Annotated in this window: 26 protein-coding genes; 13 read left to right on the forward strand and 13 right to left on the reverse strand. The window is 65.2% G+C overall.

Annotated features, from left to right (window positions below; translation table 11 throughout):
- Positions 1–74: 74 nt before the first annotated feature.
- Genes C8N43_RS19605 through def (C8N43_RS09860) form a run of 5 tightly spaced genes read right to left on the reverse strand, consistent with a single transcriptional unit; the run spans position 75 to position 2,675 of the window.
- Complete coding sequence (locus C8N43_RS19605) at positions 75–239, reverse strand: hypothetical protein (RefSeq protein ID WP_158269957.1); 165 nt, start codon at positions 237–239, stop codon at positions 75–77.
- Positions 240–298: 59 nt separating this feature from the next.
- Positions 299–1,201: a methionyl-tRNA formyltransferase gene (fmt, locus tag C8N43_RS09845; protein WP_107845428.1), complete on the reverse strand. Its 903-nt coding sequence runs from the start codon at positions 1,199–1,201 to the stop codon at positions 299–301.
- Positions 1,198–1,692 carry a peptide deformylase gene (def, locus tag C8N43_RS09850; RefSeq protein WP_107845429.1) on the reverse strand — a complete coding sequence of 165 codons (495 nt, stop codon included), beginning with the start codon at positions 1,690–1,692 and terminating at the stop codon, positions 1,198–1,200. The genes fmt and def (C8N43_RS09850) overlap by 4 nt, the downstream gene beginning before the upstream one ends.
- The gene (def, locus tag C8N43_RS09855) at positions 1,689–2,144 is read right to left on the reverse strand and encodes a peptide deformylase (RefSeq protein ID WP_245912964.1); all 456 of its coding nucleotides are present in this window, start codon (positions 2,142–2,144) and stop codon (positions 1,689–1,691) included. The genes def (C8N43_RS09850) and def (C8N43_RS09855) overlap by 4 nt, the downstream gene beginning before the upstream one ends.
- A 12-nt stretch (positions 2,145–2,156) precedes the next feature.
- The gene (def, locus tag C8N43_RS09860; protein WP_107845430.1) at positions 2,157–2,675 is read right to left on the reverse strand and encodes a peptide deformylase; all 519 of its coding nucleotides are present in this window, start codon (positions 2,673–2,675) and stop codon (positions 2,157–2,159) included.
- Between the two features lie 124 nt (positions 2,676–2,799).
- Between def (C8N43_RS09860) and C8N43_RS09865 the strand changes: the two genes are divergently transcribed.
- The 3 genes from C8N43_RS09865 to C8N43_RS09875 are packed head-to-tail and all read left to right on the forward strand — an operon-like array spanning position 2,800 to position 4,626.
- Positions 2,800–3,207 carry a hypothetical protein gene (locus tag C8N43_RS09865; protein WP_107845431.1) on the forward strand — a complete coding sequence of 136 codons (408 nt, stop codon included), beginning with the start codon at positions 2,800–2,802 and terminating at the stop codon, positions 3,205–3,207.
- Positions 3,204–3,440, forward strand: a complete 237-nt coding sequence (locus C8N43_RS09870; protein WP_107845432.1) for a helix-turn-helix transcriptional regulator — start codon at positions 3,204–3,206, stop codon at positions 3,438–3,440. Before C8N43_RS09865 ends, C8N43_RS09870 begins: the two co-directional genes overlap by 4 nt.
- A 16-nt stretch (positions 3,441–3,456) precedes the next feature.
- Complete coding sequence (locus C8N43_RS09875; protein ID WP_107845433.1) at positions 3,457–4,626, forward strand: MalY/PatB family protein; 1,170 nt, start codon at positions 3,457–3,459, stop codon at positions 4,624–4,626.
- A 142-nt stretch (positions 4,627–4,768) separates the two neighbouring features.
- Here the strand turns inward: C8N43_RS09875 and C8N43_RS09880 are convergent, their stop codons facing one another.
- The 3 genes from C8N43_RS09880 to C8N43_RS09890 form a co-directional block, all read right to left on the reverse strand.
- Positions 4,769–5,254, reverse strand: coding sequence for a GNAT family N-acetyltransferase (locus C8N43_RS09880; protein ID WP_107845434.1), 486 nt, complete (start codon positions 5,252–5,254; stop codon positions 4,769–4,771).
- A 65-nt stretch (positions 5,255–5,319) separates the two neighbouring features.
- Positions 5,320–7,827 (reverse strand): ABC transporter permease, encoded by a 2,508-nt coding sequence (locus C8N43_RS09885; RefSeq protein ID WP_107845435.1) that lies wholly within the window; start codon positions 7,825–7,827, stop codon positions 5,320–5,322.
- Complete coding sequence (locus C8N43_RS09890; RefSeq protein WP_107845436.1) at positions 7,824–8,513, reverse strand: ABC transporter ATP-binding protein; 690 nt, start codon at positions 8,511–8,513, stop codon at positions 7,824–7,826. The genes C8N43_RS09885 and C8N43_RS09890 overlap by 4 nt, the downstream gene beginning before the upstream one ends.
- A gap of 79 nt (positions 8,514–8,592) precedes the next feature.
- Between C8N43_RS09890 and C8N43_RS09895 the strand changes: the two genes are divergently transcribed.
- The 3 genes from C8N43_RS09895 to C8N43_RS09905 all read left to right on the forward strand — a co-directional run bounded on the left by C8N43_RS09895 (position 8,593) and on the right by C8N43_RS09905 (position 11,360).
- Positions 8,593–9,177, forward strand: coding sequence for an arylesterase (locus C8N43_RS09895; RefSeq protein ID WP_107845437.1), 585 nt, complete (start codon positions 8,593–8,595; stop codon positions 9,175–9,177).
- A 156-nt stretch (positions 9,178–9,333) separates the two neighbouring features.
- Positions 9,334–10,296, forward strand: coding sequence for a hypothetical protein (locus tag C8N43_RS09900; protein WP_107845438.1), 963 nt, complete (start codon positions 9,334–9,336; stop codon positions 10,294–10,296).
- A 107-nt stretch (positions 10,297–10,403) separates the two neighbouring features.
- Positions 10,404–11,360, forward strand: a complete 957-nt coding sequence (locus tag C8N43_RS09905; protein WP_107845439.1) for an L-malyl-CoA/beta-methylmalyl-CoA lyase — start codon at positions 10,404–10,406, stop codon at positions 11,358–11,360.
- 71 nt (positions 11,361–11,431) lie between these two features.
- Here C8N43_RS09905 and C8N43_RS09910 read toward each other — a convergent pair whose 3' ends face one another.
- From C8N43_RS09910 to C8N43_RS09920, 3 genes are all read right to left on the reverse strand, one after another.
- Positions 11,432–11,953, reverse strand: a complete 522-nt coding sequence (locus tag C8N43_RS09910; RefSeq protein ID WP_107845440.1) for a hypothetical protein — start codon at positions 11,951–11,953, stop codon at positions 11,432–11,434.
- Between the two features lie 84 nt (positions 11,954–12,037).
- Positions 12,038–12,379, reverse strand: a complete 342-nt coding sequence (locus tag C8N43_RS09915) for a DUF1801 domain-containing protein (protein ID WP_158269958.1) — start codon at positions 12,377–12,379, stop codon at positions 12,038–12,040.
- Complete coding sequence (locus tag C8N43_RS09920; RefSeq protein ID WP_107846319.1) at positions 12,376–13,212, reverse strand: AraC family transcriptional regulator; 837 nt, start codon at positions 13,210–13,212, stop codon at positions 12,376–12,378. The genes C8N43_RS09915 and C8N43_RS09920 overlap by 4 nt, the downstream gene beginning before the upstream one ends.
- A gap of 120 nt (positions 13,213–13,332) precedes the next feature.
- Here C8N43_RS09920 and C8N43_RS09925 point away from each other — a divergent pair, with 120 nt between their 5' ends.
- Complete coding sequence (locus C8N43_RS09925; protein ID WP_107845442.1) at positions 13,333–14,295, forward strand: acetyl-CoA carboxylase carboxyltransferase subunit alpha; 963 nt, start codon at positions 13,333–13,335, stop codon at positions 14,293–14,295.
- Positions 14,296–14,361: 66 nt separating this feature from the next.
- Here the strand turns inward: C8N43_RS09925 and C8N43_RS09930 are convergent, their stop codons facing one another.
- Positions 14,362–16,011: an electron transfer flavoprotein-ubiquinone oxidoreductase gene (locus C8N43_RS09930; protein WP_107845443.1), complete on the reverse strand. Its 1,650-nt coding sequence runs from the start codon at positions 16,009–16,011 to the stop codon at positions 14,362–14,364.
- A 181-nt stretch (positions 16,012–16,192) separates the two neighbouring features.
- On the opposite strand from C8N43_RS09930, the gene C8N43_RS09935 reads away from it, so the two are divergent.
- From C8N43_RS09935 to C8N43_RS09945, 3 genes are read left to right on the forward strand one after another with little or no spacing between them, the layout of a single operon-like run.
- Positions 16,193–16,510, forward strand: coding sequence for a DUF2834 domain-containing protein (locus C8N43_RS09935; protein ID WP_107845444.1), 318 nt, complete (start codon positions 16,193–16,195; stop codon positions 16,508–16,510).
- Between the two features lies 1 nt (position 16,511).
- Complete coding sequence (lysA, locus tag C8N43_RS09940) at positions 16,512–17,777, forward strand: diaminopimelate decarboxylase (RefSeq protein ID WP_107845445.1); 1,266 nt, start codon at positions 16,512–16,514, stop codon at positions 17,775–17,777.
- Positions 17,778–17,804: 27 nt separating this feature from the next.
- Positions 17,805–20,408 (forward strand): TIGR02302 family protein, encoded by a 2,604-nt coding sequence (locus C8N43_RS09945; RefSeq protein WP_107845446.1) that lies wholly within the window; start codon positions 17,805–17,807, stop codon positions 20,406–20,408.
- A gap of 75 nt (positions 20,409–20,483) precedes the next feature.
- Here the strand turns inward: C8N43_RS09945 and C8N43_RS09950 are convergent, their stop codons facing one another.
- On the reverse strand, positions 20,484–21,362 hold the full coding sequence (locus tag C8N43_RS09950; protein WP_107845447.1) for a zinc-ribbon domain-containing protein: 879 nt from the start codon (positions 21,360–21,362) through the stop codon (positions 20,484–20,486).
- Between the two features lie 172 nt (positions 21,363–21,534).
- Between C8N43_RS09950 and C8N43_RS09955 the strand changes: the two genes are divergently transcribed.
- From C8N43_RS09955 to C8N43_RS09965, 3 genes are read left to right on the forward strand one after another with little or no spacing between them, the layout of a single operon-like run.
- Positions 21,535–22,212: a cell division ATP-binding protein FtsE gene (locus tag C8N43_RS09955; RefSeq protein ID WP_107845448.1), complete on the forward strand. Its 678-nt coding sequence runs from the start codon at positions 21,535–21,537 to the stop codon at positions 22,210–22,212.
- A 5-nt stretch (positions 22,213–22,217) separates the two neighbouring features.
- Entirely contained in the window at positions 22,218–23,123 is a 906-nt protein-coding gene (locus C8N43_RS09960; protein WP_107846320.1) for a cell division protein FtsX, read from the forward strand.
- A 2-nt stretch (positions 23,124–23,125) separates the two neighbouring features.
- The gene (locus C8N43_RS09965) at positions 23,126–23,860 is read left to right on the forward strand and encodes a lysophospholipid acyltransferase family protein (protein ID WP_107845449.1); all 735 of its coding nucleotides are present in this window, start codon (positions 23,126–23,128) and stop codon (positions 23,858–23,860) included.
- Positions 23,861–23,867: the final 7 nt, after the last annotated feature.

Consider the following 23,867-nt stretch of genomic DNA (forward strand, 5'->3'; position numbering starts at 1 on the left):
GCAAAGCAGTGGGGATCGAGCGTGTCTACGATATCGATCCGGATGGGGCCGGGAAGCGCTGGAAGATCGCAGCTTTAAAGCAATTCCTGCATCCGCGCGACTGTCGCGCATGTCTGCTGCAGATGCGCTGTCTCCGCGCCACTCACCCAGACCGGCGCGGTGTCACAGGTCAAAGTCTGCGCGGCCGCTTGCACGGCGAGCAGCGCGGCTGCCAGGCAATGATATCCAACCGTGCGCATGCCCCCTCCCCAAAGGTCGCGACGCCCAGGATCGCGTCGATCGCGGATGGGACGTTGATCTAGCTCAACCGATCCGGAAAGGAGAACCCCTTCACGAAATCGTCACGATCCTGGGCACGCTTTCCGGCACGCTGCGCCCGGGTGATCTCGACCGCGCCCGCGCCACACGCGATCCGGAAATCGCCCAATACCGTTCCATGGGGCGCGCAGGCGTCCTCCAGCACGCCGGAGCCGAGCAGTTTCACCCGCTCGCCGTTGATCTCGCACCAAGCACCCGGGAAGGGCGAGAGGCCGCGGATCAGGCGGTCGACCTCGACCGCGGGCTTGGACCAATCCACCCGCGCCTCGGATTTGTCGATCTTCTCGGCATATGTCACGCCCTCTTCCGACTGCGGCGCGGGCGTCAGCTCTGGAAGACGGGCGAGCGCCTCGACCACGGCTTCGGCCCCCATGGCGGACAAGCGGTCGTGCAGATCGCCGGTGGTCTCCTCCGCGCCAATCTCCGTCTCGCGGCGCAGCAGTACGGGGCCCGTGTCCAGCCCCGCCTCCATCTGCATGATGCAGACGCCGGTGGTCGCGTCGCCCGCCATGATTGCGCGGTGGATCGGGGCCGCCCCGCGCCAGCGCGGCAGCAGCGAGGCGTGGATGTTCAGGCAGCCGCGCATAGGCGCGTCGAGTATCGCTTGCGGCAGGATCAGGCCGTAGGCCACGACGACCGCGATATCGGCCTCGAGCCGTGCGAACTCTTTCTGCGCCTCGTCGTTTCTCAAAGAGACGGGATGGCGGACCGGCAGGCCCAATGCCTCCGCCCGCATCTGCACGGGCGACGGGCGGTCTTTCTTGCCGCGACCGGCAGGTCGGGGCGGCTGCGAGTAGACCGCACAAATCTCGTGACCTGCGGCCACCAACGCATCCAGCACCGGGACGGAAAACTCCGGCGTGCCCATGAAGACTACTCTCATCGCGCCAGCTTCCCCGCCTTCTTGATCAACATTGCCCGCTTAGTGCGGCTCAGGTGGTCGAAATACATCTTGCCTGCCAGATGGTCGATCTGGTGCTGCACGCTCGTGGCCCAGAGGCCCACGAAGTCACGCTCTTCCATCTCGCCGCTCTCATTCAAGAACCGCACCGTCACCGCCCGCGGGCGCGAGATCACTGCGGAGACGCCGGGCAGGTTTGGCGAGGCCTCGTCATGTTCGCGCAGCTGCGCGCTGGCATGGAGTATTTCGGGGTTGGCCATCAGCACCGCCTTGCCGCGCTCCTGGCTGGCATCGACGACGGCGAGGCGGCGCATGACGCCGATCTGCACGGCGGCAAGGCCCACGCCGGGCATCGCCTCCATCGTCTCGACCATGTCGGCCCAGATAGCGCGCACCTCGTCATCCACTGCGTCGACGTTAGCCGCCACGGTTTTCAGCCGCGCATCGGGCCACATCACGAAGGGGCGCTTCATGCGGCGGCCTCGTGATCAAGGATCAGGATGCCGTCGAGATGGTCGTTCTCGTGGCAGATGCAGGCGGCCTCGAACCCGTCGAACGCGCCACGCCGCTGCATGCCGGTCTCGTCGAGCCACATCACCTCGACCCGAGCGGGGCGCGCGACGCGGCGGGGCGTGTCTGGGATCGACAGGCAGCCTTCCTCGTTGACTTGCAACTCGGTCGAGCGCGACAGGATTTCGGGGTTGATCATCACCACGGGCGTCTTGTCGCCCGTCTTCCAACCCGCATCCATCACGAAGACCCGCTTCAACACGCCGACCTGCGGCGCGGCCAGACCGCGGCCCGGGGCGGCATACATCGTCTCGAACATATCGGCGATCAGGTCCGCAACCTCGGCCACGTCCAAGACTGGCGTGCACATCTCGCCAAGCCCCGGGTCGGGGTACATCACGATGGGGCGGATCACGGCGCGATCCCGTCAGGCCCGCGCCATCTCGCGCTTCAGCTTGACCATCTTGCGGGTGATCATCTGCCGCTTGAGGGGGCGCAGGTAGTCGATGAAGAGCTTGCCGTCGAGATGGTCGATCTCGTGTTGCACGCAGGTGGCCCAGAGCCCGTCGAAGGTCTCTTCCACCGCGTTGCCGTCGCGGTCCATCCAGGCGACGGTGACCTCTTTCGGGCGGGTCACATCCGCATATTGGTCGGGGATCGACAGGCAGCCTTCTTCGTAGACATTCGTCTCGTCGGAGGTCGCGATCACTTCGGGGTTGAACATGACCAGCGGGCGCGGGGTCTCACCCTCTTTCTTGACGCAGTCCAGCACGATCAGCCGGTCGAGCACGCCGACCTGCGGCGCGGCCAGCCCGATGCCCGGCGCGTCATACATCGTCTCGAGCATGTCGTCGGCCAGCGCGCGCAGCGCGTCGGAGATATCCGCGACAGGCGCTGCGACCTTCTTGAGGCGCGGGTCGGGGTGGATCAGAATGCTGCGTTTCATGGGGCTTGAGATAGCCGCTCGTCGCTGATCGGACAAGGGTTAGAAAAAGTAACCTTGACGTTACAGTTACTTAGATGTAGGTAACCCATGGGTTACCCTTCCATCCGATGAGAGGAGCACTGCAATGTCCGACAATCCAATCTCCCGAATCCGCTTCTGGGGCAACGCCGCGCTGGTCGCGGTCGTCCTTGCGGCGATGGCGGCGCTTGCGCTGCAAGGCCGCGAGATCTGGGGCGGCTGGGAATACGTGATCGGCGCCGTGGCTTTGGGCTATGTGGCGCTGAGCTTGGCTAGCTATGTCATCTTCCCCGATCAGGCCAAGGCCGCCTGGGACGAGCAGGTGCAAGACACCCACCGCGCCAGCCTCGCCTTTGGCTACTGGGCGGCCCTTGGGGTCTTTCTGATCCTGCTGGGCTTGGTGGTGACCGGGCGCGTCAGCTCGGCCCAGGCCTTCTACCTGATGGCTCCGGTTCTGGGCGCGGCCCCTGCCCTGTGGTTCACCATCGCTGCCCTGCGGGGGCGCGCGGGATGAGCGACGAGCTGATCGTGTTCCTGCGCACCCACCGCAAGCAGGCCGGGCTGACCCAGAAGGAACTGGCAGCGGCGATCTCTGTGTCGCGCAAGACGATCAACACGATCGAGAACGGGGTCTTCGTGCCCTCGACCATCCTGTCGCTGCGGCTGGCCCATGTGCTGGGGGTCGAGGTGGCCCAGCTATTCGCCCTTGCAGACCCGCCGGAATCGCTAGATTTATCGTCCGACTGATCAGGAGAGCGACCCCATGAGCTTCGACACCCCCATCGACCGCCGCGGCACCCATTGCATGAAATGGGACGCCATGGAGCAGCTCTACGGGGTCTCCCCCAAAGAGGGGCTGTCCATGTGGGTGGCGGACATGGAGTTCCAGCCGCCGCAATGCGTGCAGGACGCGGTGCAGGCCATGCATGACCACGGGGTCTACGGCTATTTCGGCGATGACAGCCGCTACCGCGCCGCGATCCAGTGGTGGATGGAGACCCGCCACAACTGGCAGGTCGAGGCCGACCACATCTTCACCACCCACGGCCTCGTCAACGGCACGGCCATGTGCATCGACGCCTTCACCGCGCCCGGCGACGGGGTGGTGCTGTTCACCCCGGTCTACCACGCCTTCGCGAAGGTCATCAAAGCCGCCGGTCGTCAGGTCGTCGAATGCGAGATGGTGCAGACGGACGGTCGCTACGAGATGGATTTCGAGGCCTATGACGCCCAGATGACCGGCTCGGAGACGATGGTCATCCTGTGCTCACCGCACAACCCCGGCGGGCGGGTCTGGTCGAAGGGCGAACTGCAGGCCGTTGCGGCCTTCGCCAAGCGCCACGATCTGATCCTGGTCTCCGACGAGATCCACCACGATCTGGTCTTCCCCGGCCACACCCACACACCGATGGCCAGCATCACCGGGATCGAGGACCGGCTGGTGATGATGACGGCCACGACCAAGACCTTCAACATCGCGGGCAGCCATTCGGGCAATGTGATCATCGCCGACGACGCGTTGCGCGCACGGTTCGCGGCGCGCATGGCGGCCCTGGGCCTGAGCCCGAACTCGTTTGGGCTGTTCATGGCAACGGCCGCCTATACGCCCGAAGGCGCGGCCTGGGTTGACGAGTTGGTCGCGTATCTCGACGGCAACCGCAAGCTGTTCGATGCGGGCATCAACGCGATCCCCGGCCTGTCCTCGATGAACCTTGAGAGCACCTATCTGGCTTGGGTCGATTTCGACGGCACCGGCATGGCGCGGGAGGAATTCACCCGCCGAGTCGAGCAGACCGCCCAGATCGCCGCAAACCACGGGCCGACCTTCGGCAAGGGCGGCGAGAGCTTCCTGCGCTTCAACATCGCCGCCCCCCGCGCGATGATCGAGGACGCGGTGGAGCGGATGCAGAAGGCCTTTGCTGACCTGCAATAGGCGCCGCGGCATGCCCCTTGTCAGTCACCGGCAGTCAGTCCAGACCACAGTGTTTACTTCGCCTGCGCCCAAGAGCGGGCGTCAATAAACTTCGCGCGCAGTGTCCGCGGTGCGGATAACCTTGCCTTTCTCCGCATCCCGCTTACGGCTTGGCCACCATTGGCAAGATGAACCCCCACCGCGTTTTCTGAGGTGACCCGGACACTTTGAAACCAAGCTTTTTATAGACGGCTATGGCTCGTGCGTTTTCTGGATGTGGATCAGTCGCGATCACAGGTGCTCCGTCAAAAAAGAGGGCATCCATTCTTGTTCTGATGAACGCTGATCCGTGCCCGATACCTACCCATTCGGGGTCTCCGATGTATTGGTCAATTCCTCGCGCCCCCTTGGGAAGACCGGCGAAGTGGTGATCATCCCAACCATGAACAGCGTAGTCTTGCATGAACCCAAATGGGCGCCCAGCAAATGAAACAATCCAGCGTGCTACCCGAGTGTCAGCCAAACCCTCCTCACCAATTGGTTCATCTGAATCCCACCATTCGCTGACATGAGGGTTCGATTGCCATGCCTTGAGCAAATCAAGATCATCCAGATTTGCTTGGCGAAAACTGTAGTGATTGGTTACCATCTTTTGATCAGTAAGGCAGATTGTGTGCCAGTTGGTAGTGGCTCAAGGCACAACATTGCGGGACGCTATTCCCGCGCGCGCAGGACCTGCGCCGGGCGCGCCGCAAGGGGCCGCCATGCGAACATCAGGCCGGTCAGCACGGTCGCAGCGATGCCGCCCGCGATGATGCCAAGCGCCGAGGGCAACGCGACGGAGAACTCCGTCTCCATCACGAAAACCGATACGCCCCAACCGGCGGCGATGCCCGCCGCCAACGCAATCACGCCCGCGGTCAGGCCCAGCAAAGCGGAGCGCAGGGCGAAATTGGCGAGGATATGCGCGCGGCTGGCGCCGAGGCTTTTGAGCACCGCGCCCTCGTAGACCCGGGCGCGCTCGCCCGTGGCCGCGGTGCCGATCAGGACGATGCCGCCTGTGACCAAGGTGGCCAACGCGCCATAGGTGATCGCGGCGGCGATGCCCTGCAGCACCTCTGAGACGCGCGCGATGGCGTCGCGGACCCGGATCGCGGTGACGTTGGGATAGGCCTTCGCCATGTCGCGCAGCAGCGCGCCCTCGTCTTCCGGCGTAGAATAGACCGTGGCGATGTGGGTGTGCGGCGCGCCCTGCAAGGCGGCGGGGTTCATCGACATGATGAAACCGATGCCGCCGGTGCCAAAATTCACCTCGCGGAAGCTGGTGATCTCGGCCGTGATGTCGCGGCCGAGGATGTTGACGGTGAGCGTATCGCCAAGCTTGAGGCCCATCTCTTCGGCCTCTTCGGCGGCGAAACTGATCTGAGGCGGGCCGGTATAGTCCTCGGGCCACCACGCGCCTGCGGTGATCTCGGCGCGGTCGGGCGGGGTGGCGGCATAGGTGATACCGCGGTCGCCCTGCAGCACCCAGTGATCGCCTGCAACATCCGCGGCACGCGCGCCATTGATGCCGGTAATGACCCCGCGCAGCATCGGGGCGGTGTCGATCTCTGACACGCTCTCGCGCGCGCTGAGCTGTGCGGTCAGGGGCTCAAGCTGGTCGGGCTGGATGTCGACCACGAAGTAGGATGGGGCGACCTCTGGCAGGTCGGTGGTGATGGCGTTGCGCAGATTCCAGTCGATCTGGCCAACGGCGGCCAGCACTGACAGGCCGAGGCCGAGGGAGACGACGACCGATTGCGCCTCCCGCCCCGGCCCGCCAACCGCGCCCAAAGCTGCGCGCAGGGTGTGGGCGCGGCGCAGCGGTTTCAGGCGCGCGAGCTTGCGCGACAGGTGACGGATGCCGAGGGCGGCGAGCAGCAGCAGGACGAAGGCGGCCAGTATGCCGCCGGAGGCCCATAGGGTCAGAGTGACCAGCCCGGACAGCCATGCGGCGGTGCCAACTAACGCGGCGAGCAGGGCTGCGCAGGCGATGATCCAGACCGGGCGCGGCCAGCCGGAGACGCCCGCGCGCGCCTCGCGGAACAGCGCCGCCGCGCGGATGTCCTGGGCTTGGGCCAGCGGCCAGAGGGTGAAGAGCCCTGCAGCCAGCGCGCCGTAAAGCGCGGCCTCGACCAGCGGCAGGGGGCGGAAGGCGAAGTCGACGGGCACGGGCAAGCGCGCCTCAATGATTGGGGCGAAAAGCAGCGGCGCGATGGCCCCGAGCGCGAGGCCAAGCGCGATGCCGATGGCGGCCAGCACACCGATTTGCATCAGGTAGACCTTGAACACCGTCGCCCCGGACGCGCCAAGAGTGCGCAGGGTGGCAATCACCGCGGTCTTCTCGGACAGGTAAGCGCGAACTGCCGCCGAGACGCCGACGCCGCCCACGGCGAGGCCGGTCAGACCGACGAGCACCAGGAAGGCGGACAGCCGTTCGACAAATTCCGAGATGCCCGGCGCGCCATTGCGGCGGTCGCGCCAGCGGTAGCCGGTGCCGTCAAGCACCTCGCGCGCCTCTGCCTCCATCGCGGTCACGTCGCGGTCCGTGCGGATGCGGTATTCGGTCTCGAACAGGGTGCCGGGGGTGACGAGGCCGCTGTCTTTCAACGCCTCGGACGCCACGACCGTCGGTGGGCCAAGCGAGAAGCCCCCGCCCGCGGTATCGGGCAAGCGGTCGAGGGAGGCGGTCACGAGAAACTCGGTCTGGCCCAGTTTGACCAGATCGCCGACCTTGAGGCCGAGACGGTCGAGCAGGACAGGGTCAACCAGCGCGCCGGGCGTTGTCCCGTCGCCCTGCAACGCCTCGGCAATCGGGATATCGGGGGTCAGGCGGGCCTGACCGTAGAGCGGATACAGGCCATCAACGCCTTTCACCTGCGTCAGCGCGCGCTCGTCGCCGGTGACCAGCATGGAGCGGAAATCGACGATCTCGGACACCTCGCCCTGGGCGTCGAGCCAGGCGCGTTCCTCGTCCGTCGCATAGCGGTAGGTCAGCTGCACCTCGGCGTCGCCGCCAAGGATGACTGCGCCCTGCTCGGACAGCCCCGCCTCGATCGCGCTGCGCACCGTGCCGATGGCGGCGATGGCCGCGACGCCAAGGGCCAGACAGGCGAGGAAGACCCGGAAGCCCTTGAGCCCGCCGCGCAGCTCACGCCGGGCGATGCGCCAAGACAGGCTCATTGCGCGGCCACGGCCAGTTCGTCGGACAGGACCTGCCCGTCGCGCAGCTGCACGACACGATCGCAGCGCGCGGCAAGCTCCGGCGCGTGGGTGACCAAGATCAAGGTCGCGCCGTGGCGGTCACGCAGATCGAAGAGCAGGTCCATGACCATCTCGCCGGTGGCGGCGTCCAGATTGCCCGTCGGCTCGTCGGCCAGAAGGATCGCGGGGCGGCCTACGACGGCGCGGGCAAGCGCCACGCGCTGCTGCTCCCCGCCCGACATCTGGGATGGGTAGTGATCGCCGCGCGCGCCAAGGCCCACGGCAGCCAGCTCTGCCTCGGCGCGGGAAAACGCATCCTCCGCGCCCGCCAGTTCCAGTGGCAGGGCGACATTTTCCAAGGCGGTCATCGTCGGAATTAGGTGGAAGGATTGGAAGACGACCCCCATATGATCCCTGCGGAAGCGGGCCAGCGCATCCTCGCCCAAGGGCGTCAGATCCTGGTCCAAGACCGTAACCTGCCCCGATGTGGCGCGCTCGAGCCCGCCCATCACCATGAGGAGAGACGACTTGCCCGACCCCGACGCCCCCGTCAGCCCGACGCTTTCGCCCGCCTCGATGTTCAGCGAGATGCCCTTGAGGATGTCGACCACCCCGGCATTGCCATCGAGCGACAGGTGGAGTTCTTTGAGGGTCAGCACAGGCATCGCGGGCTCCTTGGTGGGTGCCTTTGTAGATAAGTCCCTTGTGATAGTGCGCAACCTCGCAATCGGTTCACTTTTAGCGATGCCCGCGCTGGCCGAGCCGGTCACGATCGCGGCATTGGGTGACAGCCTGACCCAAGGCTACGGATTGCCGGCCGAAGACGGCTTCGTGCCGCAAATGGAGGCGTGGCTGCGCGCGCAGGGCGCGGATGTGGAGATGATCAATGCGGGCGTCTCGGGCGATACGACGGCGGGCGGCCTGTCACGCATCGACTGGACCCTGACGCCGGACGTGGACGCGGTGATCGTCGCCTTGGGTGGCAATGACGTGTTGCGCGGGCTCGCGCCGGAGCAGGCGCGCAGCAATTTGGCGGGCATCCTGGAGAAAGTGGACCGCCCGGTGCTGCTGGTGGGCATCGACGCGCCGTCGAATTACGGGTCCGACTACGAAGTTGCCTTCGAGGGGCTCTACCCGGAGTTGGCGCAAGAGCATGGCGCGCTGCTGTTCCCGAACTTCCTCGCCGGTTTGACCGAGCTGGGCGATCTGGAGCTGGTGCTGCGCGAGCATATGCAAGGCGACGGCATTCACCCGGACGCCTCCGGCGTGCAGCTGATTGTCGAGGCGATGGGGCCGAAGGTGCTGGAACTGGTCGCGCAAGCGCAATAGCGCGGATTGGCCGAATTAGGTCCGAGGACAGTTCTGTGGTAGACTTGGGGTTCATTCCAAGACTGCCTTTTCTGCTCAACCTATATTTGGTGACCCTATGTTTTATTCAGTTTTGCGCCCGCCGTGCGGGCTCCGCCGCCCGTTTGCGAGGGCCTCATGACCCTGCGTCCTACATCCGATCCGACGCCGGGGCGCTATTACCAAGCCAAAGGCAGCGACACCTGGCTGAAGCTGATTGGTCGTGCCTATGGGGCGCGCTCGGGCAGCAAAAGACGGCTGGCGCTGTCGAAGATGGCCAATAATCACCCCGACAACTGGCGCCTGCAGCGCGATCCCAAGAACGACTTTGAGGAGGCGCATTATCCGCACGGATTGGTGTCGCTGAGCCGCAGGTTCTCCTGCACCGAGGCGGATTTCGAAACACCATCTGCTGAAAAGGTGAAGAGCGGCAGTTGCCGGGCTATTGTCTATATTCCGCCCGAGGACGACATCTGGTTCGACCGCCCGCCGGAGGTTGTGCAACGCAAGGGTGCGATGTGCTGGGCCGCGGCGTTGTCGAGCCTGTCGCGCACGCGGCGTTTGGCACGCCGGTTTCGCAGCCAAAACCGGCTGGTGCGTGTTGCGCGCAAGAAACTGAAAACCAAAAAGACCGGCCGCGAGATCAGCATCGTGACGGGTGAGGCCCATGACAACGGGCTGCGCGTAATCCCCAACATCGCCGATGCCGACACGGGCACAAGGCGTGGTGAAGAAACCGTCGCCTTGCTGGCGGAGTTCATGGGCCTCAACTACACGGCCTTTTTCGGCGATGGCGGGCCGGGTGACCTCCAGCAGGACTCCGATGATGAGATCACGCTGGAGGCCATTCACGAGCGGTTAAGCATTGCTGGCGGGCCGATCATCATTTTTCGCAGCAACCGCGGCTCTCCGGGGCATGTCAGCGTCGTATTCGGGGCGTCCCTCGTGGACAATGTCTACATGGAAATGGACCCGTTCCGCGCGCCATTTCGAAGCGGGCCTGTCTTCGGGCGCAGACGCACCCGAGTGATCCGCAACCGGGCCGATCTTGGAAGCGACCCGTTCCTGACCCCGAGCGAGGAGATCTATGTCTTGTTCTGATGGCTGCAGAGGGTTTTGCTGCAGCGCGGCGCTTGCGCAGCTTTGCGCAATATCCTATCAGCTTGAGTAAGTTTTGCGAAACATCCTTACTTTCGAGAGAGACCGCCATGAGCTTCCGCCTGCAACCGCCCTCCCCCGCCCGCCCGAACCGCTGCCAGCTTTTCGGCCCCGGCTCGCGCACGGCACTGTTCGAGAAGATGGCGGCCTCGGACGCGGATGTGATCAACCTCGATCTCGAGGATTCGGTGGCCCCGTCGGACAAGGACGCCGCGCGCGCCAATGTCATTCAGGCGACCCATGAGGTCGACTGGGGCAATAAGTACTTGTCGGTGCGCATCAACGGGCTCGACACGCCGTATTGGTACCGCGATGTGGTTGATTTGCTGGAACAATCCAGCGAGCGGCTGGATCAGATCATGATCCCCAAAGTGGGCTGCGCGGGCGATATCTACGCAGTGGACGCGCTGGTCACGGCCATTGAGGCTGCGAAAGGGCGCAGCAAGCGGGTGTCCTTCGAGGTCATCATCGAAAGCGCCGCGGGCATCGCCCATGCGGAAGAGATCGCAGCCGCCTCGCCGCGGATGCAGGCGATGTCGCTGGGGGCTGCCGATTTCGCGGCCTCGATGGGGATGCAGACCACCGGGATCGGCGGCACGCAGGAGAATTACTACATGCTGCAGGGCGGCGAGCAGCACTGGTCCGACCCGTGGCATTGGGCGCAGGCGAAGATCGTCGCCGCCGCCCGCACCCATGGGGTGCTGCCGGTGGATGGGCCGTTTGGCGACTTCTCCGACGATGAAGGCTACCGCGCACAGGCGCGCCGCTCGGCGGTGCTGGGCATGGTCGGCAAATGGGCGATCCACCCCAAGCAGATCGCGCTGGCCAACGAGGTCTTCACCCCATCCGAGGCGCAAATCACCGAGGCGCGCGAGATTCTGGCCGCGATGGAAGACGCCAAAGCCAAGGGAGAAGGCGCGACGGTCTACAAGGGGCGGTTGGTCGATATCGCGTCGATCAAGCAGGCCGAGGTGATCGTGGCGCAATTCGAGATGATCAACGCCTGATCCTCTGGGCGCGGGGAAGCGCCTTGCAAGGCGCTTGACGCGTTTTCCAAAACGCGTCCCCGACCCGGCATCTAGGGGCGGATCTTCAAGGCGACGCGCAGATCGTGGATGGCCTCGCGTTGTCGTTCCGACAGGGTGTCGCCAGATGCTGCCTTGAGCATCTCGGTCAAATCATCCCAGCTGTTCTGGCCGTCGATATTGTGCAGGCGGCGGCCCACGCGGGAGATCGCCTCGGTCTCGCCCTGGCACTGCTGGATCAGGAACCGCGCGAGCGTGTCCATCTCCTCACCATCCTCGGCGGACAGCTGATAATGCTGGCGCAATGCCGTGTGAAGCCGCTGCCGGGCCTCCTTCGTAGGCAAATCATCAAGCCCCATGAAGGCCTGTGCGATGGTCGCCACAGCCAAGCGCGGGTCGTCGACCCCTTGCACCGGATGCTCTTTTGTCTGGCGGCGGAAGGCGATCTTGCGCGGCGCATTGCGCGCGACGGTGACCGCATCCTGCGCGGCGGAGATCGCATCGCGCGGATTGTTCCTGATCCACCACCAGATCGCCCCACCCACCAAGGCCAAAATCGCAAGTACAACTGGCATAGCCTTAAAATCCCTTTGGTCCAAATACTGCGGCCCAGACTAGGGGGCGGTCTGGGGCCTGCAAAGGGAAAAGTCAGGGCAGTTTCATGTCCTGTGATAGGTGAGTGCGGCCATGATCAGCGCCTCGAGCGGCTGCGCCTCCGCTTCGGCCACAGTGTCGAAGAGCACGGCGCAGTTGCCCTCGAACCGGCCGGGATGCAGCGCCGCGTAATCCGCGATCAGCGACGTGGCGCAATGGGCATAGAGCGCGAAACTGCCCTGCTTGGGGCAGCCGATCCGCAGGGGCGAGCCGTGGGGGGCCTTGAACGACGGCTGACCCCATTTGACGCTTTCCTCCACTGCAATGCCCTTGGACGCGGCGCAGGCAAGGATGCGCGCGCGCAGGTGGTCGAGACCTGCGCGCTGTTTATGTGTCAGGTCGCTCACTTCAGCGGCACGCAGACGTCGGTCAGCAGCTCCTCGGGAGCGACCTCCTTGGGATCGTTGAGATAGACCTCCATCGGGGCGCTGTCGCCGGGCTCTTCACCGCTTTCGGGCAACCAGACGCCGTAGAGATACTGATAGGCCGCCATCAGCCCTGAATACGATCCCTTGTAATGCATCACGGCCATCTTGCCCGCGGGGATCGTGATCTCTTCGACCTCCTCGAACATTTCGAAATCCTCGCCGACCAGAATGCCGGCGTGGGATCGCAGCTCAGCCTCCGGCGTCGCCGCCGGGTCGTCATAGTAAAGCCCGGCCATGCCGCGGGCGTGGGGCCAGAGGTTGCGGGCGTTGAACAGGGTCGCGACATGCTCGAATTTGCGGCCGATCTCGAGATACGGCCCGGTATGGGCGATGGCGGCGAGCCGCGCGCCGGGATGATGGGTCACTTCGGTGGGGAACATGGGGTAGTCTCCGGTTTTGGGGGATGGGCGCGGAGACATCAGCGTCCCTCGCGCACGAAACGCCGCAGGCGTCAGGCCGTAGCCTGTCTTGAAGATGCGGGTGAAGCTTTGCGGGCTGCCAAATCCTGCTCGCTCGGCCACCTCCGCCACCGGCCAGTCCCGCTGGACCAGCCAGCACGCCGCACGGTGCAGCCGAATGCGGCGCACCGTCTCCGCGCAGGTCTCGCCGGTCATGGCGTGGTAGACCCTGTGCCAGTGAAACCGGCTCATCGCCGCCACATCCGCCAGCGCGTCGAGCGACAGATCGCCCGCCGGGTTCTCATGGATGTGGTCCAGCACCCTCAGGATGCGGGCCTCGTAGGGATGGGTCATCTGGGCCTCCGGTCGTCTCGTGCCCCAAGACATGTCATAGCCCATCTTCACAAATCTTGCTGAGTTGCATCTGGCGGCCCCTGTGGTCATATACCACCCGAGCAGAGGAGAGGCCCATCCATGACCAACTACCTGGAGTTCGAGAAGCCGCTGGCCGAGATCGAAGGCAAGGCGGAAGAGCTGCGCGCCATGGCGCGCGAGAACGCCGAGATGGATATCGAGAAAGAGGCCGCCGCCCTTGACAAGAAGGCCGCCGACCTGCTGGCGGACCTCTACAAGGACCTGACGCCATGGCGCAAATGCCAGGTGGCGCGGCACCCCGACCGGCCCCATTGCAAGGATTATATCGAGGCGCTGTTCGACGAATACACGCCCTTGGCGGGCGACCGGAACTTCGCAGACGATCACGCGGTGATGGGCGGGCTCGCCCGGCTGGGTGACCGCTCCGTGGTGGTGATCGGGCATGAGAAGGGCCACGACACCAAGACCCGCATCGAACGCAATTTCGGCATGGCCCGACCAGAGGGCTACCGCAAGGCGATCCGCCTCATGGACCTCGCCCACCGCTTTGGTCTGCCGGTCGTCACCCTCGTCGACACGCCCGGCGCCTACCCCGGCAAAGGCGCAGAGGAGCGCGGCCAGTCAGAGGCCATCGCACGTTCCACCCAGAAATGCCTCGAGATCGGCGTGCCGCTGATCTCGGTCATCATTGGCGAAGGCGGTTCCGGCGGGGCGGTGGCCTTTGCGACCGCCAACCGGGTCGCGATGCTGGAGCATTCGATCTATTCGGTGATCTCGCCCGAGGGCTGCGCGTCGATCCTGTGGAAAGACGCCGAAAAGATGCGCGAGGCGGCGGAGGCACTGCGGCTCACCGCGCAGGACCTGCAGCAGCTTGGGGTTTGCGACCGCATCATCCCGGAGCCCGCCGGTGGCGCGCAGCGCGATCCGAAGGCCGCAATCGCCGCCGTTGGTGCTGCGATCGGACAGATGATCGACGAGCTGTCGGAGATGGACCGCCAAGAGCTGATCACGAACCGCCGCCGCAAGTATCTCGACCTCGGCTCAAAGGGTCTGGCGGCCTAGCCGAGCCGGTAAGAGACGCCCTGACCAGAGAAAAAAGGCCGCTCCAATCGGAGCGGCCTCTCTTTTCTACATATTCGGGTAGTTCGGCCCGTCACCGCCCTGGGGCGTCGTCCAGGTGATGTTCTGGCTTGGGTCCTTGATGTCGCAAGTCTTGCAGTGCACGCAGTTCTGGAAGTTGATCACGAAGCGGGGCGATTTGCCCTCTTCGCGCACGAACTCGTAGACGCCGGCCGGGCAGTAGCGCGCGGACGGACCGGCGTAATCATGCAGGTTCACGTTCACCGGGATTTCGGGATCGGCCAGCCGCAGGTGGGCGGGCTGGCTTTCCTCGTGGTTGGTGAAGGAGAAGGCCACGTTGGTCAGGCGGTCGAAGCTCAGCTTGCCATCGGGCTTGGGATACTCGATCGGCTCGAACTTTGCGGCCTTGCCGGTGGCCTCGGCGTCGGATTTGCCGTGGTGCAGGTTCAGCGGCGACCAGCCGGTCAGGTTGTTGAGCCACATATCGGCGCCACCCACGGTCAGCGAGGCCGTCAGGCCGTAGTTCGACCACAGCGGCTTCACGTTGCGCACGCGCTTGAGGTCGCGGCCGATGGCGCCGGTGCGCACCTCGTCGTCGTAGCTGTCCAGTGTGTCGCCGGAGCGGCCCTCGCCAATCGCTGCGAACGCGGCCTCTGCCGCGGCCTTGCCCGACAGCATCGCGTTATGGTTTCCCTTGATGCGCGGCACGTTGACCATACCAGCGGAGCAGCCCAGCAAGGCGCCGCCCGGGAAGGCGGTCTTGGGCAGAGACTGCCAGCCGCCCTCGGTGATGGCGCGGGCGCCGTACGCGACGCGCTTGCCGCCTTCCAGCAGCTCGGCCACCATCGGATGGTGTTTGAAACGCTGGAATTCCATATAGGGGAACAGGTGCGGGTTCTCGTAGTTCAGGTGCACCACGAAGCCGACATAGACCTGATTGTTGTCGAGGTGGTAGATGAACGATCCGCCGCCCGCGTTCTTGCCAAGGGGCCAGCCCATCGTGTGCGTGACGGTGCCTTCCTTGTGCTTGGCCGGGTCGATCTCCCAGATCTCTTTCATGCCAAGGCCGTATTTCTGCGGGTCGCGGCCTTCGCCGAGGTTGTATTTCTCGATCACCTGCTTGGAGAGCGAACCGCGCACGCCTTCGCCGAGGAAGACGTATTTGCCCAACAGCTCCATGCCCGGTTCGGTGTTTTCGCCATAGGAGCCGTCAGCCTCCAGCCCGAAGACGCCAGCAACGACGCCCTTGACCTCGCCCTCGTCGCCATAGACCAGCTCTGAGCAGGCCATGCCGGGGAAGATCTCGACGCCCATCTCTTCGGCCTTCTCGGCCATCCAGCGGCAGACATTGCCCATGGAGACGATGTAATTGCCGTGGTTGTTCATCAGCGGCGGCATCACGAAGTTGGGGATTTTGACCTGACCGGCCTCGCCCAGCATGTAGAAATTGTCCTGCTTCACGGGCACGGTGATCGGCGCGCCCATCTCGCGCCAGTCGGGCAGCAGCGCATCGAGGCCCGACGGGTCCAGCACGGCGCCCGACAGAATATGCGCGCCAACCTCGGAGCCCTTCTCCAACACCACCACGTTCAAGTCCGCGTCGAGCTGTTTCAGACGGATCGCCGCTGACAGGCCAGCCGGGCCAGCCCCCACGATGACAACGTCATATTCCATGCTTTCGCGTTCGATCTCGGCCATGTTGCAAATCCTCTGAAAAGCCTCCCGCGCGGGAGCGTCACGGTTTTGTAGCGTGTATCGTTCAATCAGGCAGGAGTGTAGGTGGCAAATGCGACGTTGCGTCGCCGCATTCGTGCGGCTTGGGGTTTCCGCCCCGCCGCACCCGCGCTACATCGCCGCGCAGACCAAAGGAGCCCGCGTCATGTCCGTCTTGCGAATGATCTACCTCGCCCTTGCCATCTGGGGCGCGATCCACCCGATGTATTACTTCGTCAGCTGGTTCAACGAGAACGGCTATTCGCTGTCGGCCATGGTCGACGCGTGGCACGTCAACGCGGCCAGCTCAGGGCTTGTCTGGGACCTGACGATCGCCGCCGTGACACTGACGGTCTGGATCATCGCCGAGGTCGCGGCGCGGCGCAATTGGCTGGCGCTGGTTGCCATCCCCGCCACGTTCTGTATCGGTGTGTCCTGCGGCTTGCCGCTCTACCTTTTCCTGCGCACAAGGCCCGCTGCCTGATATGGACCACTTTCTCTACAAGGACGGCATCCTGCACGCCGAGGACGTCGCGATTTCCGACATCGCAGCCCAGGTGGGCGCGCCGTTCTATGTCTACTCCACCGCCACGCTGACCCGGCATTTCAAACTGTTCGATGACGCGCTCAGCTGGGGCGAGCACCTTGTGTGCTACGCGATGAAGGCCAATTCCAACGTGGCCGTGCTGAAGCTTCTGGGCGATCTGGGCGCAGGAATGGACGTGGTGTCCATCGGGGAATACATGCGCGCTCGCGCCGCCGGTGTGCCGGGCGAGCGGATCGTCTTTTCCGGCGTCGGCAAGACCCGCGAAGAGATGCGCTTGGCGCTTGAGGGCGGCATCCGACAGTTCAACATCGAAAGCGAGCCGGAGATGCTTGCGCTCTCGGACGTCGCTGAAAGCATGGGGAAAACTGTGCCCGTGACGATCCGGGTGAACCCGGATGTGGATGCGAAAACCCACGAGAAAATCGCCACCGGCAAGTCGGAAAACAAGTTCGGCATCCCGATCAGCCGTGCGCGCGAGGTCTACGCGCAGGCCGCTGGCCTGCCGGGGCTGGAGGTCATCGGGATCGACGTACATATCGGCAGCCAACTGACCCAGCTGGAGCCATTCGGGCTGGCGTTCGAGAAGGTCGCCGAGCTGACCGAAATGCTGCGCGCCGAAGGGCACGACATTCGCCGCCTCGATCTGGGCGGCGGGCTCGGCATTCCCTACGAGCGCTCCAATGACGCGCCCCCGTTGCCACAGGAGTTCGGCGAGCTGGTGCGCGAGAAAGTCGGCCATCTGGGCTGCGAGATCGAGATCGAGCCGGGCCGCCTGATCGCGGGTAACGCGGGTCTGATGGTTTCCGAGGTGATCTATGTGAAAGAGGGCGAGGACCGCCAGTTCCTGATCATCGACGCGGCGATGAACGACCTAATCCGCCCCGCCATGTACGGCGCGCATCACGACATCATCCCCGTGGTCGAGCCCGCCCCGGGCGTCGAGCAGGCCAAGTACGACATCGTCGGCCCGGTCTGCGAAAGCGGCGACACTTTCGCCAAGCAGCGCGTCATGCCGCCGGTCGGCGCGGGCGATCTGGTGGCGTTTCGCTCGGCGGGGGCTTACGGGGCCGTCATGGCCTCGGAATACAATTCCAGGCCCCTGATCCCGGAAGTTCTGGTGCATGAGGATCAATTCGCTGTCATCCGCCCCCGTCCGACCTTTGACGAGATGATAAATCGAGATACCATTCCCCTATGGATGTGACGCTATGGTGTGTCGCCGCCCGCCGGGATGAGCATATTGAGCAAGCCTGACAGCCCCGTTGACCTCTCCGCGCTGCGCACGCCGGCGCGCCTGACGCTCCTTGGCCTGTGGGCTGAGCGCATCACGCACGCGTTCTGGCCGCTGTGGACCGTCGGGCTGGTGATCTGGACCGTGCTCGCGATGGGCGTCCTGTCGGACCTGCCGCTGGAGGCCGCGTGGGGCGCGACGCTTGCAGGCGCGGGTGCCCTGATCTGGTCGCTGATCTTTGCCTATCGCCGCTTCTCTGCGCCAAAATACGCCGACGCGCTGGAGCGCATCGACCTGACCATGCCCGGTCGCCCTGTCACGGCTGCGCTCGACACGCAGGCCATCGGAGCGTCCGACGCCGCATCGCAGGAAATCTGGCACGCCCACAAGGCCCGGATGCAGGCGCGATTGGCCGAAGCGCGCGCGGTTGACCCCGATCTGCGCGTCTCCAAGGCGGACCCTTACGCGCTGCGCTATGTCGCGCTGCTGTTCTTCGCGCTGGCGGTGGGTTTCGGCTCGCTGCTGCGCACTGGATCCTTTGACGATCTGACGCCCGGGCTTGGCGGACAGGCCATCGCTGCGGGCCCCGCCTGGGAAATCTGGATCGAGCCGCCTGCCTATACCGGCAAGCCGAGCCTCTATCTCAACGACGTGAAAGTGTCTGAGCTGGACGTTCCGGTGGGCTCTGACCTCACCGTGCGTCTTTACGGGCAGGTCGGCAGCCTTGCGTTGAACGAAACCGTCTCCGGCGCGGCGCCGACTGCAGAGGGCGAAGTGCCCCAAACCGCGTTTACCCGCAAGGTGAACCGCTCCGGCACCGTGGCCATCGAAGGCGGCGACGAGGACAAGGCATGGCAGATCACCGCTCTGGAAGACAGCCTGCCGACCATCGCCGCAGATGGCGAGGTGGAGCGCAAGGTGGACGGCGAAATGGCGCTGCCGTTCCGCGCCACGGATGATTACGGCGTCGAGTTCGGCACCGCGACGATCTCGCTCGATCTGGCCTCCGTCGACCGCCGTTACGGGCTGGCGCTAGAGCCAGAACCGCAGGAGTCGATCGTGCTGGACCTGCCGATGCCGATCTCCGGCGACCGCGCCGACTTCTCGGAAGTGGTGATTGAGAACCTGTCCGAGCACCCGCTCGCCACCCTGCCGGTGACCATTGATCTACAGGTTACAGATTCGTCGGAGCAGACGAACGCGCCCACGCAGGTGCAGACCGAACTGCCAGGTCGCCGCTTCTTCCAACCCATTGCCAACGCGCTGATAGAGCAGCGCCGCGACCTGCTGTGGAACCGCGACAACGCCAAGCGTATCACCCAGATTCTGCGCACGATCACCTATGACCCCGACGACTACTTCCCGTCCGAAGTGGCCTTCCTCACTGTGCGCATGGCGATCACCCGGCTGGAGCTCGCCCGCGAGTTCGACCAGATCACCGACGAGAAACAGGCCGAGATTGCCGAAATGCTGTGGCGCGCCGCCACCTTGATCGAGGACGGACGGCTGGATGATGCCCGCGAACGCCTGCGCGCGGCGCAAGAGCGTCTGTCCGAGGCGATGGAGCAAGGGGCCACGTCCGAGGAAATCGCTGAGCTGATGCAAGAGCTGTCGGAAGCCATGCGTGACCTGATGGAACAGCTTGCGCAAGAGGGCCAGGAAGGCGGCGAACAGCAGCAGGCCCAGAACCAGCAGGGCCAAGAGATCACCGGCGACCAGCTGCAAGAGATGCTCGACGAAATCCAGCGCCTCATGGAAGAGGGCCGCACCGAGGAAGCGCAGGCCCTGCTCGATCAACTCATGGAGATGATCGAGAACATGCAGGTCACCCAAGGCCAGCAGGGTCAGGGTCAGCCAAGCCCGGGCGAGCAGGCCATGGAAGGGCTGCAGGACACGTTGCGCGAACAGCAGGGCCTTAGCGATGAGGCGTTCCGCGACCTGCAGGAGCAGTTCAACCCCGGTGCACAGGCGGGCGAAAACCAGGGCAATGAGGGCCGGAACGGCGGTCAAGGCCGCGGCCAAAGCCACGAGAACTCGCCCGGCCAAGAGGGCGAGGGCGGTGAAAACCAGCAGGCCGAAGGCGAAGGTGGCGGGCAGGACCAGCGCGGCGAAGGCTCACTGGCCGACCGCCAGCAAGCGCTGCGCGACGAGCTGAACCGCCAGCAGCGCAACCTGCCGGGCCAAGGCTCGCCCGAGGGTGAGGCCGCTCGCGAGGCGCTGGACCGCGCCGGTGAAGCGATGGAACGCGCCGAGGATGCCCTGCGCAATGACGAGACTGCCGAAGCACTTGGGGCGCAATCGGACGCGATGGAGGCCCTGCGCGAAGGCATGCGCAATCTCGGCGAAGCGATGGCACAGCAGCAGCAAGACGGCCAAGGCCAGCAGGGTCAGAACGCCGGGCGCGCGAACAACCAGCGTCAGGACCCGCTGGGCCGCGAGCAAGGCACGAACGGTATGATCGGCTCCGAGGACAACATGCTGCAGGGCGAAGATGCCCGCCGCCGGGCGCGCGATCTGCGCGATGAGATCCGCCGCCGCTCGGGCGAGCAGGAGCGTCCAGAGATCGAACGCGACTACTTGCGCCGACTGCTCGATCAGTTCTGATCGGACGTCGCACCGCTTCATTGCTTCAAGAATATTCCGGGGTATAGGGCAGAGCCCCATGAAGGCCTGACCGGGTCAGCCCTCGCTGTCCTCCAACCCGTCGCCGATCCGCGCGACAAGGTCCTGCACGGCCCCGTCCAGCCAGACCCGCAATCCATCAATCGCGCCGACGTAGTCGCGCAGGCTGTCGGCCAGAGCCGGGATGCGTTGGGACAGCTGCGGCGCGTAGACATAGAGCGCCAGCAGCGCGACGGCCACGATCAGCATCAGCCCGAAGCCCAGTCGAAACTTGCTGCGGGCCACGGCGACTTCGCCGCCGCCTTCTGCGGCACGGCGGGCGGCTTCCGCCTCGGCCTCGGCTGCCTCGGGGGACAGGGTCGAGTTGATTTCCTCGATATCGGGGAACAGCTCGCGCTTGCCGGAGCTTTCGTCACGCTTGGGCGCGGCGGCCATCGCCGCGTCGTCCTCGGCGACCTGGTCGGTCTCTTCGCCCCCGGGCTCTAGACCGCGACGGCGGGCCATGCGGTCACGGGCGGCGGCGGCACGCTCTTCGCTCTCGGCATCGTCGAGGCCAAGGTCCGGCTGGGTCTCGATCCCGCCGCGTTCGGCCTCGCGGGCTGCGGTCTCGCGGGCGACTTCCTGCTCAATGATCTCTTTTGCCGCCGGATCAAGCTCCGGCCTGCGTGGGGTCCGCCCGACAGCTGCCACGGCAGCAGCGGCGATGGCCTCGTCGGCGTCGTCTTCGCTTTCCTCGGACACATCTGCGTCGGGCGCATCGTCGGCCGGGGCGCTGTCTTCGGCGGGAGCTTCAGCGGCAGGTTCTTCTTCTGTCTCGACGGCGGGCTGGAACCAAGTTGTCGTGCAATTGGAGCATTGCACGTCGCGGCCCTCGGGCGGGATCATGCCGTCATCGACCTCATATTCCGCGTCACAATTCGGGCAGATCAGCCGCATCTCAACCCCTTCACGCCTGCTAAATCCTTGGCGTCGTTCCCATTTCGATAACCTTTACCGCGCGGATTTCGACATTCCAAGCATTGTTGTTTCCAATTGATTGCAAGAGGCGGCAGCAATGGCGTAACTGTTGCCGAAAGAACGCCGAAGCAGGAAGCGGGGTCGGGCAGTCGTGATTGAGCTGGAGAACGTGGCCTATAGTTATGGCGGCGGCGAGTTGCTGTCCGACATTTCGCTGCGGTTGCAACCGGGCTCTTTTCACTTCCTGACGGGCCCCTCCGGCGCTGGCAAATCCACCTTCCTGAAACTGTGCTACATGGAGCTTGCCGCCACATCCGGGCTTGTGCAGGTCTTCGGTCAGGACGTGGCGGCCCTGGGCCGCGACCAGATCGCGATGGCGCGTCGCCGCATCGGGGTGGTGCATCAGGATTGCCAGTTCCTTGACCATCTGTCGGTGCTTGAGAACATCGCGCTGCCGCTGACCGTCGCGGGCCGCGATATCGAGGCGGAGCGCCAGAACCTCACCGACCTGATCGCCTGGGTCGGCCTGTCGGCGCAGCAAAACCAGCTGCCGCCAGAACTGTCAGGCGGCGAGCGCCAGCGCGCCGCTCTTGCCCGCGCGGTGATCATGGGGCCGGATGTCATTCTTGCCGACGAGCCCACGGGCAATGTCGACTGGGACATGTCCCAGCGGCTGCTGTCGCTTCTGATCGAGCTGAACAAGATGGGCAAATCCGTGCTGGTGGCGACCCATGATCTGAACCTGATCCGCGGGGCCAAGGCGCAAGTGTCGGCCCGGGTGCTGCGGATCAAGGACCAGCGGCTGCAGTTGGCGGGAGCGGATCTGTGAGCCGCATGCGCGACCTTCTGGGCGGGCTGTCGGAGCTTGCCGCGGGCGACCGGGCCGCGGACCGGGTGGTGCCACCCACCGGCTTTACCGCGACCCTGACCACCTTCACCGCAGGCGCGATGGCGTTTCTGGCGGTCTTTGCGCTGGCCTTGTCGCTCGCAACGGGGCGGCTGGCGGAACGCTGGGCGTCGGAGCTGGCGCAGACCTCGACCGTACGCATATCCGCCCCGCTCGAAGAGCTGGAGGCGCAGACCCGCGCGGCGCAGGAAGTGCTGCGCACGACGCCGGGCGTCGCCACGTCACGCATCCTGTCCGAAGAAGAGCAGATGCTGTTATTGGAGCCGTGGTTCGGCCCCGACCTGCCGCTGGAAGACCTGCCGATCCCGCGGCTGATCGAAGTTGTGGAAGACGGCGAAGGCTATGACGCCGACGGGCTGCGATTGCGCCTTGCGGGCGAGGCCCCGGGCGCGTTTCTGGACGACCACACCCGTTGGCGCAGGCCACTGGTGGATGCGGCGCAAAGCCTGCGCCGCCTTGGCTGGATCGCCATTGTGCTGATCGGCCTGTCCACCGGCGCGATGATCACGCTGGCCGCGCGCGCGGCGCTGGCGGCAAACGCGCAAGTCATCCGGGTGACCCGGTTGGTGGGCGCGCGCGATGTCTACATCGCCCGCGCCTTCGTGCGGCGCTTCACCCTGCGCGCACTGGCCGGGGCGGCCATGGGAACGGGCTTCGGTATGGCGGCAATCGCGCTCTTGCCCTCCGCCGCGGAGGAAGGCGCCTTCCTGACGGGCCTCGGGTTTCGCGGCCTGCATTGGCTTTGGCCTCTGGTCATCCCGCCGCTGGCGGGTATCGTGGCGTTCTGGGCCACGCGCAGCGCGGCCTTGCGGGTTCTCAACGAGGTGACATGAGTATGGCTTACGCAATTCAATGGCTACGCTCCTTGGTGTTCAACGCCGTGATGTATCTGCTGATGCTGGTCTACGCGCTCGTCTACCTGCCCTGGACGCTGGTCTCGCCCTACGGCGCGCTGGCCGCCTGCCACGCCTATGCGCGCACGGTGATCTGGATGGCGGGCTGGATGGTCGGGCTGAAATGCGAGGTGCGCGGCACGCCGCCCACGGAAGAGGCGCTGGTGGCGGCCAAGCACCAGTCCTTCCTCGACATCATCATGATCTTCGACGCCATTCCCCATGGGAAATTCATCATGAAGGCGCTGCTGCTCTACGCGCCGATCCTTGGGCAATATGCCTACCGCCTTGGCTGCATCCCGGTGAACCGCGGCAAGAAAGGCAAGGCGATCGCCAAGATGCTCGCCGATGTCAAAAGCGGCGAAGCGCTGCCGGGACAGCTGGTGATCTACAGCCAGGGCACGCGGCTCGCGCCGGGCCTCAAGCGGCCCTACAAGATCGGCACCGCGCTGCTTTACGAGCAGATGGGCCAGACCTGCTACCCGGTCGCCACGAATGCGGGCGTGTTCTGGCCCCGGCGCGGCATCTACCGCAAGCCAGGGGTCGCGGTGGTGGAGTTTCTGGAGCCCATCCCACCGGGCCTGACGAAAGAGGCGTTCATTGCCCAGCTCGAAGAGGTTGTCGAAGCGGCCTCCGACCGGCTGCTGGAAGAGGCGGGGTTCAAGCCCCCCGCCTAGGCACTGG

The sequence above is a fragment of the Litoreibacter ponti genome, assembly GCF_003054285.1.
Lineage (GTDB): Bacteria > Pseudomonadota > Alphaproteobacteria > Rhodobacterales > Rhodobacteraceae > Litoreibacter > Litoreibacter ponti.